The following is an 11,395-nucleotide window of genomic DNA, read 5'->3' as shown; positions in this document are numbered from 1 at the left end:
GCCGTACTTGACGCCTTCAAGGCGGTCGTGACGGTCATGGAGCTGCTTTCTCGCGTGGGTGAAGAGGTGTTACTTGTTGCGGTCGACCAGGTTCGTTTGGATCTGATCGGTCGATTGCTGGATCACCTCGTCGGGTGTCATCTGCCCGTCGAGCATCTTCTGCAAGTTGTTACCGAGATAGTTGACGGCGCTCGCCCACCAGGTGGGGGTGGGGGTGCCACCTGGGATCTGGTTGCCCGCCTCGATAGCGGTCTTCCAGAGGTCTTGTCCGCCCATGGCGTCGATGGTGCCGAACAGCGGTGTGTTCGGATCAGCGGCCGCCTTGTAGCTGGGTACCGACGTATTCAGACCCTTCGGGTAGACGGAGTTCGGCCCGTAGACAGCCGTGTATCCGTTCTTGTCGTACATCAGGAAGTTGTAGAACAAGGCCGCAGCTTTCGGGTTCTTCGCGGCCTTGGGGATGACGAACGACGAGCCACCCATCGCGCCCGAGTGGGCTCCATCTGCCGTCCAGGACGGTAGCGGCATGGCCCGCCAATTGCCCGAAGTCTTTGGGAGTAGTTGCTGCGGGGCAAAGTCGAACCAAATCGACCATGGGTAGAACACCTGCTGGCCGGAATCGAGCGTCTGCACGTCCGTGGGCCCGAGGTACTCCGCACGCGTGCCGAGCTTCTCTTTCTGAACGGTATCGAGCCACGTGAGGATTTGCTTATACTCGGGCGAATCAAGGCGCAACTTTCCCGATGCGTCGGTCATGCTCGTGCCTTGCTGGCTCGCGAACATCTCAAGCCACAATTGCCCCAGGAAGGCGCTCTGTTCGAGGTGTATTGGACCCGACGACGGATCGGCGGCTTTAACTTTCTTGGCAGCGGTGAGCAGGTCGTCGTAGGTCTTGATGCCTGCCGGATCGATTCCATCCTTTTCGAGCACGCTCGCGTTGTAGAAGAGAAGACCGGGGTCCAGATCGAACGGGATGCCGTAGATTCCGCCATTGAGCGAGTTGACGTCGACCTTTTGTTTCGCGATGTCCTGAACGTATGGCTTGAGAACGTCGCTGAGATCCCACAGGTCATTGGCAAAGCCCGGGACCTTCGCGTCGTCGAGGAAGACGCCGTCAGGTACGTCAGTTGAGGAGATGAGGGTATTTTGCAGCTTTGCGTCGATGTCAACGGCCTGGTGATTGACCTTGACGTTCGGGTACTTCTCGTTGAATTTGGCGATCGTCGCATCGAAGACGTTGAAGAGATCGCCAGAGCGGTCCCAAATGGTGATCTCCCCTGTGGCGTCCTTATCAGTCGGTGCCGTAAGAACGTTCGGATTCGATGTGCCGGTCACGCTCGAAGAGTCATTTCCAATCGCCGGGCCGCAGGCGCTAACGCCAACGGCTACGGCGACAGCGACGCCAAGCGCTCCGAAACGAGAGAAGGCGCGGTGCTGCCGCAGAGCCGAAGCGCTCGCGCCGGGCCTTCTGGGCTGCGTGGGTGTGCTGTGCATGAACACTCCTTTGTGATCGGTGCCTCGCTCCCGCAGTCGAACACCCAACGGTCTCCGAGAGTGAAATACGGTGCGACGCTGCTGACGTTTGCCAACGTATGCAAAAGGATAGCGCGGAATTGCGTACGTTGCAAAGATAAGCTGGCACAACAGTTGTTCAGCTAGTGGAGGTCCGATGCCCGCAACGCTTAAAGACGTAGCTGATCACGCGAAGGTCTCCATGCGCACTGTGTCAAACGTGGTCAGCGGTTACGAACACGTCAGCAAAAAGATGCGTGAGCGCGTCATGACTGCGATCGCCGACCTTGACTATCGACCCAACCTCGTAGCACGTACCCTGCGCACCGGTCGCACGGGCGTGCTTGCGCTCGTCGTGCCCGAAATCGACGTTCCATACTTCAGCGAGCTCGCCCGGGATGTCATCCGGGCGGCGACTTCGTTCGGGTACCGGGTGATGATCGATCAGACAGGGCACGACCATGAACGCGAACGCGACTTGCTCGTTGGCGGTGACCGCAACATGCTCTTCGACGGCATCCTCTTCAGCCCACTCGCGACAAAAGCACAGCTCGATGCCGTGGAGGATCGCGTGACCCTGCCGTTCGTGCTGCTTGGCGAGCACGAGTTCGACGGCCGGTTCGATCACGTGGCCATCGATAACTTCAAGGCAGCGCAAGAAGCCACCATGCACCTGCTCGCTATAGGACGATCACGCATAGCCGCAATCGGAGAGCAACCCTTCGAGAGCTACGCGACCCCGCACCTTCGCACAGCGGGATACCTCGCTGCGCTCGATTCTGCTGGCATCGCTTCAGATGCGGACCTCATAAAGCCGGCCGTGCACTACCGCCGGGCCGACGGCTATGCGGCCACGCAACAGTTGCTCAAACTGCCAGATCGGCCCGACGCAATCTTCTGCTACTCCGACATCCTCGCCATGGGAGCGATGCGAGCCGTCTTCGACGCGGGGCTTATCGTCCCGAAAGACATAGCGATCATCGGTATCGACGACATCGAAGAAGGTCAATATTCACGCCCAACCCTCTCAACAGTGTCCCTGGACACCGAGTTCATAGCCCACCACGCCGTTGCCACTCTGGCCGCTCGTATCGACGATCCCGAGAGAACGGCTGAAGAAGTCGTAGCACCCCACTCCCTCAAAGTTCGAGAAAGTAGCGCCTAACCGGGCACCTCATATCCTCATCACGATGACGGGGGAACATGTGCTGCCTGACCAACGCCTGGCCAATGGCTCGGCTGGTCCTTAGTTGAAGACCATTCCGCCGTCGACGAGGATCGACTGTCCGGTGATGTAGTTGGAGTCGGGACCGGACAGGAAGGAGACGAGGCCGGCGACCTCGGAGGCTTCGGAGAGGCGGGCGAGAGTGATGCCGTTGGTGAACTGGTCCCAGCCCCACTCTTCGGGCTTGCCCGCGTCGGTTGCTACTTTTTTCGCCAGTTCCTCCATGAGGGGGGGTCTTGACGATGCCGGGGGCGTAGGTGTTGACCGTGATGCCGAACTGGGCAAGGTCCCTGGCCGCTGTCTGAGACAAGCCACGAATGGCGAACTTCGTGGCCGAGTACAACGCAATGCCGGGGTTCCCGACGTGGCCGGCCTGGGAGGCGGCACTAATGATTTTTCCCCCGTGGCCGAGCTCTTTGAACGCCTTCGTGGCTGCCTGAATGCCCCACATTCCGCTGAGGTGGCCATGCTTATATCTGGGGGAGGGGTCGAGTCCGCGGAGTCTCGTTCTCCTGGGTTGGAACACACGCCGAGGGCCCACGCTCGCAGGGTGCCGCGGAAGGGCTTTCACGGCAGGCGGGGAGGGATGCTGGAGTATCAGACTAGGGTCCCGGCCGGCTGCGGCGGTAACCTGACATCACTTCCCGGCATTTCCCGGTGGGCAAGGGGCGCATGGTTCCGGTGGCTGGCATGAGCCGGGGTACCAAAAGGCGTCGATAACGAGAGCGAGCAACTATGGGCGAGACGCACGCGTCTACGACGACGAGCGGGCGGCAGGCAAGGTCGTTGACCGGAGAGCGCAAGCGGGAGCAGATCCTCGACGCTTCTGTACAGGTCTTTGGTACCGGTGGCGCAGCCGCTGTGACTCATCGTGCGGTCGCGAGGGTCGCTCGTGTGCCGCTTGGCTCGACGACCTACTACTTCACCGACCGCAACGACTTGTTACTGCAGACGATGGCCCACGCCCGGAGGACCGAGGCGGCCCGGCTCGCCGCGATCGTCGAGGCGCTGCATGGGGAGCTGACCGTCGAGCGCTCAGTCGAGGTGTTAACTGAGATGTTCTTCGATAAGACGGTCGCAGACCCGCTCTACGACCTTGCGCTGTTCGAGATGTTCATGGAAGCGACCCGGAACATCACAGTGCGAAACGAAGCGCGCGGCTGGTCGACCATGATTGGCGCTTTGGTCGACCGCGTCCTGCCCGCCAGCGAACCGACAGTGCCTCGTGCGACCGTCGTGCAGATCGTCGCGTGCTTAATTGACGGCTTGATGCTTGAGGCCGTGTCCAACGGACAGCTGAGCGTTGCCGACCTCGCCGAGCGGCTTCAGATTGTTGTTGAGCGGTTGTGCCTACGGCTCTAGAGTCCTGCACCTGAAATTTTCTGGTTGTGTTGCAGAACGGAACGCGTTTCGAACTGGACGTCCGAAGACCGAGCTGATTCCTAGGGGCGAAGCGCGGCAGCGGTTATTGCGCTGGGTGAGGCGGCGAAGTCCTCGCAGGGTTTGGCGTTGCGGTCACGGATCGTGCTCGGTCGCGTGAGGGCCTGAATAAGCAACAGGGTGCAGGGCGGGCGCTGTTCGCCGAACGCAGTCAGTAAGTGGCGTGCCCGCTTCCTGGACTCTCGACTGGATGCGTTGGTCGATGAGCCGCGCCCGAGACGCCCGGCAACGATCGCGGCCGAGCAGGTCGAGGCAGCCGTTGTGGCAATTGGAGTCAACGTCGGAGAATGCCGACCGTAGTGGATTGTCGAGATTGTCGATCGGGCGGATCTGGAAGGCACTTGAGCTGAAGCCCACTGAGACAAGTTCAAGCTCACGAACGATCCGCTGAGTATCTTAAAGCCCTGAGCGCCACACAATCGGGTGGTTCAGCGCCGGGGATTGTGCGAGAGTCCGCCAGCAGTTGCGTGGTTTGGCACCGCTGACGCGCTCGGTCGCGTGAATAGACGGTCACGAGTGCTGCATGCTCGCGCATGTTGTAGTTGCCGGTCTCGACCCAGATCCGGACTGGTTTGGGTCGGCGTCAACACGGGCGCAGCGTCCCACCTTTCAAGCCGCGTATCGGCAACATCGACCCATGGTCAAAGGTGCGCTTGCTTGGATGACTCGCCGCGCGCCGTGCCCCCTACCGGGCGTGACGAAAAACAACGCCTGGTGGGTGAACCGGGCCGCTGAAATCAGCCTCAAACGGCTCCTCGAACTCGGACTCGCCACCTCCCACCCCGCCAGGCAACGGCCATGGGAGCTGCCCGGATTAGCCGCTCGGCCCGAAGTCATCAACGCGTCCAGACAGCCACCGGCCCCGCTCGAACTACGCACCGCTCTTCGTGTCATCGACACCCGCGTGAACTCTTACATCGCCCGGGAGCGACTGGGGAACGCCGCCTGAAAACTCAAGACAAACGCCAAAGATCTGACCCCAAGGATCGCTAGGTGCACCAGCGCACAGATGTGTTACGTTAAAGAACAAAGGTTGTACGTTTGTACACGTTGGACAAATCCCGTCTTTGGCAGCGTTCGGCCTTCGAACAATTTCGTTCAGCGGTATGTCAAGTAAAGGATCAACAGCAATGACAATGCAGTCAGATAGTCCTCCGACAGGCGCCGCCGACCCAGCGAAGGGACGTCCGACCTTCCGAATGTTCGACATGGTCCTGTTCTCCGTGGCCGCGATGCTGTTGCTCTCGCAGCTGACCGTAACGGCCGCCGTCGGGCCGACGGCGATTTTCTGGACCGTCGCGATCATTATCTTGTTCTTTGTCCCCTACGGCCTGGTCACGAGTGAGCTCGGCTCGGCTTACCCGGATGCCGGCGGCATCTACGCCTGGGTCGTGCGAGCGTTCGGCAACCGTTGGGGGAGCCGGGTTTCCTGGTGGTACTGGCTCAACGTGGGCTTGTGGGTACCGAGCGTTTACTTGATGTTCTCGGGTGCGATCTCGTCGATGTTCTTCGGTGGGCACCTGAACTTTTGGATCCAGGTAGCAATTACCGTCACTCTGATCTGGATCAACTACTGGGTCAACGCCCATAGCCTGAAGATCGGCACCTGGGTATCAAACCTCGGAGCCGGCATCACGATCGTCGTCATAGTAGCGCTCGTCATTGCCGGCGGGATCTACGCTTCGGCGAACGGCTCGGCAACCTCCTGGACACTGGACACGCTTATTCCTACGGATGCACTGCCCGCGTTTATCGCAGCGCTACCGATTGTGATCTACAACTTCCTCGGCTTCGAGCTGATGTCGTCCGCCTCGACACAGATGGCCAACCCGCAGCGCGACGTACCTAAGACGATCTTCATCGCCGGCGTCCTCATCGGAGGGTTTTACCTCCTCGCGACCGTTGGCATGCAGCTCATCCTCCCAGCCGATGAAATATCTAAAACCACCGGCCTAATCGACGCCCTCCGTCACGGATTCGGCGACTCACCCATTGCCAACGCGGTCGTGACGATCCTCGGCATTGGTGCACTATTCTGCTTCTTTGCCAGTCTGGTGCCATGGACTATCGGCGCGAACCTCGCCGCCGCCGAGGCTGCCCAGCAGGGCGACCTGCCCAAGGCGTTCGCCCGGACACACCCAACCCGTGGCACTCCGGTCGGCGCAGCGATGCTCTGCTCCATCGTCGGGACGGTTTTCACTGTCGGGTACGCGGCGTTGTTCTCCGTGACCGACGGCGCGATCGACGCTCTCTTCTGGAACCTGTTCGCCTTCTCTTCAGTCATCTTCCTGCTGCCCTACATCGTGATGATGCTGGCGTTCGCCAAGCTCCGGCGTATCGACGCGGGCCGGCCGCGGCCCTACCGAGTCCCGGGCGGTCCAATTATGACGTGGCTGATGACGTGGATCCCGGTGGTCCTGCTTGGGGCAGCCGCGGTGTTCTTCGTCTGGAACCCCTACGATTATTCGCTCACGGTGACCGGGTCGATCCTGATCGGCCTCGTCGTGACGGTCGCCTTCCAGGAGTACTTCTGCGCCAAGTCGCCCGAGTGGACACGCCAGCGGGCCATCGAGCGCGGCGAGGACCCGACACTTCCAGCTCCTTCCCAGGCGCCCAACTCTGACCTCATTCAATCTTGAAAGGCTGCTTCTTATGACTCTTACTCTCGATTCCACCCCCGGCTCAGACGGCTACCGGATGCCGGCGGAGTGGGCTCACCACAGCGGTTGCTGGTTGATCTGGCCCGAGCGCCCGGACAATTGGCGCCTCGGCGGCAAGCCGGCGCAGGCCGCGTTCGCCCGGGTAGCGACGGCGATCTCCGGTACGGAGGCCGTGACTGTCGCTGTCTCCGCCCGGCAGTACGACAACGCCCGCAGCGAGCTCGGTGAGCATATCCGGATCGTCGAAATGTCCAACGATGACTCCTGGATCCGGGATTGCGGGCCGACCTTCGTCGTGAATGATGTTGGAGACGTGCGCGGCGTTGACTGGGACTTCAACGCTTGGGGCGGCCTCGTGGATGGGCTCTACTTTCCTTGGGCGGCCGACGACGCCGTCGCGGGCAAGGTGCTGGAGATCGAGGGTGTGGTCCGGTACAAGGCCTCGTTCGTGCTCGAAGGAGGATCGATCGATGTCGACGGCGAGGGAACGCTCCTGGTGACGGAGGAGTGCCTGCTGTCGCCCGGGCGCAACCCCGACCTGACCCAGGAAGACCTCGAGAGGCTGCTGCATAGTTATCTCGGTGTCGACGTCATCATCTGGTTGCCTTTTGGGGTCTACCTCGACGAGACGAACGGACACGTGGACAACTTCTGCCGGTTCGTCGCGCCAGGCAAGGTCATGCTGACGTGGACAGACGACCGGACAGACCCGCAGTACGCCCGTTCGGCGGCCGCGCTGGAGGTCCTCGAAAACGCCGTGGACGCCCGCGGTCGCACGCTCGAGGTCGTCAAACTCCACCAGCCCGGTCCGATCTTCATCACCGCCGAGGAGTCCGGCGGAGTCGACTCGATCGCCGGCACTCTGCCGCGCGGAGCCGGTGATCGGCTGGCCGGCTCCTACGTGAACTCATATATTGGCAACGACGTCGTCGTGCTGCCGATCTTTGATGATCCCCATGATGACGCGGCGGTCGCGGCCTACACCGAGCTGTTCGCGCCGCGCCGGGTCGTCACGGTACCAGGCCGGGAGATCCTGCTCGGCGGCGGCAACGTTCATTGCATCACCCAGCAACAGCCCTCCGGCGACTAGTCGGCCGACGGCGGCCGACCCTACCGGGGCACCGCCACTTTCCCCCCTTTTTCCGCATCTTTGGTACGACTCGCCCATTCGCTGGCGACCGCCCGTGCCTCGCCATGCCCTCAAACGCGCCCAACAAGCCCCGCGTCGACCCTTTCAAAGGAGACCATTATGACCGCACGTAACTTCATCGATACCCAGGACCTCACCAAAGACGAGGTGCTCGATATCGTCCATCTCGGCCTCGCCCTCAAGCGGTGTGTCGCGGTGGGCTACTTCCCCCCGCTGTTGCACGGCCGCACTCTCGGGATGATCTTCGAGCAGTCCTCTACCCGGACCCGGGTCTCGTTCCAGACCGCGATGTCACAGCTTGGCGGACACGCCCAGTACCTAGCGCCTGGCCAGATCCAGCTCGGTGGGCACGAGTCGATCGAGGACACCGCCCGCGTGCTGTCCCGATTGGTGGACGTCGTTATGGCGCGGGTCGCGCGGCACGCGACGGTCGTGGAACTCGCGAAGTACTCGACGATCCCCGTGCTCAACGGCATGTCCGACTACAACCACCCAACGCAGGAGATCGGCGATCTCATTACGATGGTCGAGCACTTGCCGAAGGGCAAGCGCCTCGAGGATTGCAAGGTCGTCTTCGTCGGCGACGCCACCCAGGTCTGCGCCTCCCTGATGATGATCACCACGAAGATGGGCATGCAGTTCGTTCAGTTCGGTCCGAAGGCCTTCCAGCTCCGCGAAGAGATGCAGGCGATCGGTCGCCAGAACGCCGTCGTGTCGGGTGGCAGTATCGTCGTGACCGACGATGCTTCGAAGGCTTTGGCTGGCGCAGACTTCGTCTATACCGACGTCTGGTACGGCGACTACGAGGCCGAGCTGGGCGAGGAGGCGCGCCTGGCCGCCTTCATGCCGAAGTACCAGGTGAACCCCGAGCTCATGGCCTTGGCCGAGCCGGACGCGAAATTCATGCACTGCCTGCCCGCCACCCGCGGTGAAGAGGTCACCGATGGGGTCCTCGACTCGGAAGTCTCGCTGGCCTTCGACGAGGCGGGCAACCGACTTACGGCACAGCGCGCGCTGCTCGTGTACTTCCTACGTCCCGAGGTTGCGAACTCGATCAAGGTCGACGCTGCGAAGGCAGAGCTCGGGACCCTGCTCGCCGAAATTCTGTAGAGGTCCGACATGTCACGCATCGTGATCGCCCTGGGCGGAAACGCCCTGGGCAGCACCGCAACGGAGCAGCGCGCCTGCATCGACGAGGCCACTCCCTCGCTCGTCGGTCTAATCGCCCAGGGGCACGAAATCATCGTGTCTCACGGCAACGGCCCGCAGGTCGGGGCTATCAGCCTCGCATTCGAGATCGCATCGCAACACACCGACCGGGTGACCCCTATGGACCTGGCCGAGTGCACCGCGATGAGCCAGGGGTACATCGGGTATCACCTGCAACAGGGGATCGCGAAGGAGCTCCGGCGGGTCGGCATGCCCTGGCACGTCGCCTCCGTCGTGACACAGGTGGAGGTGGCCGCCGACGACCCCGCATTCGCGCATCCGACCAAACCGATCGGCGGCTTCTATGACGAGGCCGATGCACGGGCACTGATGGCCGGGCGGCCAGGTCTTGTCATGGCCGAGGATTCCGGGCGAGGGTGGCGGACCGTCGTCGCGTCACCGCGCCCGGTAGACATCGTTGAGCGTGATTCGATCCTCAACCTGCTCGATCACGAGTTCATCGTGGTCGCGTGCGGCGGGGGTGGCATCCCCGTGGCCCGGGACAAGGCGGGCGAGCTGCACGGTGTTCCGGCCGTCATCGACAAGGACTTCGCCTCGGCGAAGCTCGCCGAAGTAGTCGGGGCGGACGTTTTCTTCATCCTCACGGCCGTGGACCGGGTCGCAATCGGCTTCGGCACGCCCCAGCAGCGCGACCTGGAAAAGCTCGACCTTGCCGAAGCGCGGCGCTACCTGGACGACGGACAGTTCGGCGCTGGCTCAATGGCTCCTAAGGTCCAGGCCGCGATCAATTTCGTGGCTAGCGGCCCCGGGCGGACCGCGGTGATCTGCTCGCTCAAGAACGCCCCGCTCGCTATGAAGGGTCAGAGCGGGACGGTGATCCACAGGTAGCAGTATTTCGCCAGTGCGCGTAACCGGGGCGGCAACCGCCCACCGTTTGCCCGGCGCGGATAGTCGTGTTCGGCTACGTGATCGCAAGCGAGGGGGCTGCTCGCGTTGACATGGATCAGATGGTGCTCGCTGTTGGGGCGGCGTCCTGGCCGCGATCAGCGACACCAGCAGGCGATCTCTCTCATCGTGGACCAGCCCGGCGGCCACCACCGTTTGAGCTGAGGAGAACCGGATCCGAAATCAGGATCACGCAAAAGCCATACAATTGACCAAGCGATCAATAAACCCGACGTAAAACTAGACATTGGGCTGTCATGTCAACTCTTCCGAGTCGGGCCAAGCGAAAGAGCCGCGCCGAGCGCGCCGCCGAGATCGGGCGCACGGCTCGGGAGATCGCCCGCTACGACGGCCTGGACGCCATCACGCTCCGGGCGATTGCGCTGCGCATCGGCGTGACGTCCGCGCTGGTCAGCCACTATCAGCCCAGCATGGAGGGGCTTGTTGCGTCGACATTCGGCTCGATCGTTTCCGCCGAGCTCGCCGAGGTCCAGCGGGAGCTGGCGGCAATGCCGAGCGCCGTCGAGGCCCTGCGCGCCTTGATCCGAGACCTCCTCGGACCCGAGCGCAGCACGGTCACGAGTCTCTGGTTGGACGCGTGGAGCGTCGCGCGACGAAACGCGGCCCTAGCCCGCGAGGTCGCGGTGCAGATGGACGCCTGGCAGGAGTTCTTGGTCAGCGTGCTGAACCGTGGCTGCGCGCGCGGTGAGTTCGCCGTCGCCGACCCCGGTGCCCTGGCCTGGCAGCTGCTCGCGATCATCGACGGCCTCGACGCCCACGCCGTGATGCACCACGGCGACGCGCGCGACCAGCGCGACCTCGTGCGCACGATCGCCGAACACGAGCTCGGCCTGCCCACAGGAACACTAGCGCCGGCGTACCTTATTGACCGTGGGCGCCCTCTGAAGGGCACGTCGCACTAGTAGCTCGACGTCGCGGCTGTGGGCTACGCCAGCGCATAGAGACGGGGCCTTAGCAGGTCCGTGATGACGACACTGTCGCTTGCGTCGAGGGCGTCGAGGGCGCGATCGCAGTTCGGCTGCGAGGCTCCATCGCCGGAAACGTCGCTGTCGACGTGAGGGTCATCACGCCGGAAACCAGCGGCCAGAAGGTCCACCACTTACCGGTCGGTGAATTGATGGCGCGTCGATACGCGGGCGTAACCGATCAGCTTCATCACCATCCTCTTGGCTGCCTCATAACTAACGGTGAATACGGCTCTCCTGACTCTTCCGTGGGTTAGTCCCGGCCGGGAAGCACGGGTTTGTGCCCGCCGAGGCTGAGCATTGCGAG

10 protein-coding genes and 1 pseudogene are annotated in these 11,395 nt (G+C 62.5%); 8 read left to right on the top strand and 3 right to left on the bottom strand.

Annotated elements, in window-relative coordinates; all coding sequences use genetic code 11:
- Positions 1-69: 69 nt before the first annotated feature.
- A complete protein-coding gene (locus tag QN357_RS14825; protein WP_322136657.1) occupies positions 70-1,494 on the bottom strand; it encodes an ABC transporter substrate-binding protein in 1,425 nt (474 codons plus the stop codon).
- Positions 1,495-1,669: 175 nt separating this feature from the next.
- Between QN357_RS14825 and QN357_RS14820 the strand changes: the two genes are divergently transcribed.
- The gene (locus QN357_RS14820; RefSeq protein WP_322136656.1) at positions 1,670-2,677 is read left to right on the top strand and encodes a LacI family DNA-binding transcriptional regulator; all 1,008 of its coding nucleotides are present in this window, start codon (positions 1,670-1,672) and stop codon (positions 2,675-2,677) included.
- Positions 2,678-2,758: 81 nt separating this feature from the next.
- Here the strand turns inward: QN357_RS14820 and QN357_RS14815 are convergent, their stop codons facing one another.
- Together QN357_RS14815 and QN357_RS14810 are read right to left on the bottom strand one after the other, a co-directional pair.
- Complete coding sequence (locus tag QN357_RS14815; protein WP_322140591.1) at positions 2,759-2,962, bottom strand: SDR family oxidoreductase; 204 nt, start codon at positions 2,960-2,962, stop codon at positions 2,759-2,761.
- Positions 2,963-2,978: 16 nt separating this feature from the next.
- A pseudogene (locus QN357_RS14810) lies at positions 2,979-3,188 on the bottom strand (SDR family NAD(P)-dependent oxidoreductase); the annotation flags it as partial.
- A gap of 335 nt (positions 3,189-3,523) precedes the next feature.
- On the opposite strand from QN357_RS14810, the gene QN357_RS14805 reads away from it, so the two are divergent.
- The 7 genes from QN357_RS14805 (at position 3,524) to QN357_RS14775 (ending at position 11,025) form a co-directional block, all read left to right on the top strand.
- Positions 3,524-4,099, top strand: coding sequence for a TetR/AcrR family transcriptional regulator (locus QN357_RS14805; RefSeq protein WP_322136654.1), 576 nt, complete (start codon positions 3,524-3,526; stop codon positions 4,097-4,099).
- Positions 4,100-4,871: 772 nt separating this feature from the next.
- Positions 4,872-5,126 (top strand): hypothetical protein, encoded by a 255-nt coding sequence (locus QN357_RS14800; protein ID WP_322136653.1) that lies wholly within the window; start codon positions 4,872-4,874, stop codon positions 5,124-5,126.
- A 250-nt stretch (positions 5,127-5,376) separates the two neighbouring features.
- Positions 5,377-6,816 (top strand): APC family permease, encoded by a 1,440-nt coding sequence (locus QN357_RS14795; RefSeq protein ID WP_322136652.1) that lies wholly within the window; start codon positions 5,377-5,379, stop codon positions 6,814-6,816.
- A 13-nt stretch (positions 6,817-6,829) separates the two neighbouring features.
- Entirely contained in the window at positions 6,830-7,927 is a 1,098-nt protein-coding gene (gene aguA, locus QN357_RS14790) for an agmatine deiminase (protein ID WP_322136651.1), read from the top strand.
- 159 nt (positions 7,928-8,086) lie between these two features.
- Complete coding sequence (ptcA, locus tag QN357_RS14785; protein ID WP_322140592.1) at positions 8,087-9,097, top strand: putrescine carbamoyltransferase; 1,011 nt, start codon at positions 8,087-8,089, stop codon at positions 9,095-9,097.
- 21 nt (positions 9,098-9,118) lie between these two features.
- Complete coding sequence (gene arcC / locus QN357_RS14780) at positions 9,119-10,045, top strand: carbamate kinase (protein ID WP_323505112.1); 927 nt, start codon at positions 9,119-9,121, stop codon at positions 10,043-10,045.
- Between the two features lie 314 nt (positions 10,046-10,359).
- On the top strand, positions 10,360-11,025 hold the full coding sequence (locus QN357_RS14775; RefSeq protein ID WP_322136647.1) for a TetR/AcrR family transcriptional regulator: 666 nt from the start codon (positions 10,360-10,362) through the stop codon (positions 11,023-11,025).
- The last annotated feature ends 370 nt before the right edge of the window (positions 11,026-11,395 follow it).

It is taken from the genome of Cryobacterium sp. RTC2.1 (genome assembly GCF_035018685.1).
Lineage (GTDB): Bacteria > Actinomycetota > Actinomycetes > Actinomycetales > Microbacteriaceae > Cryobacterium > Cryobacterium glucosi.
The sequence above is the reverse complement of the archived record's forward strand: the minus strand, read 5'-3'. Positions and strand labels throughout refer to the sequence as shown.

Bases quoted from the DNA above. Each gene is read 5' to 3' on its own strand.
- QN357_RS14825 (WP_322136657.1), bottom strand. From the start codon at position 1,494: ATGCACAGCACACCCACGCAGCCCAGAAGGCCCGGCGCGAGCGCTTCG.
- QN357_RS14820 (WP_322136656.1), top strand. From the start codon at position 1,670: ATGCCCGCAACGCTTAAAGACGTAGCTGATCACGCGAAGGTCTCCATG.
- QN357_RS14815 (WP_322140591.1), bottom strand. From the start codon at position 2,962: ATGGAGGAACTGGCGAAAAAAGTAGCAACCGACGCGGGCAAGCCCGAA.
- QN357_RS14795 (WP_322136652.1), top strand. From the start codon at position 5,377: ATGTTCGACATGGTCCTGTTCTCCGTGGCCGCGATGCTGTTGCTCTCG.
- aguA (WP_322136651.1), top strand. From the start codon at position 6,830: ATGACTCTTACTCTCGATTCCACCCCCGGCTCAGACGGCTACCGGATG.
- ptcA (WP_322140592.1), top strand. From the start codon at position 8,087: ATGACCGCACGTAACTTCATCGATACCCAGGACCTCACCAAAGACGAG.
- QN357_RS14775 (WP_322136647.1), top strand. From the start codon at position 10,360: ATGTCAACTCTTCCGAGTCGGGCCAAGCGAAAGAGCCGCGCCGAGCGC.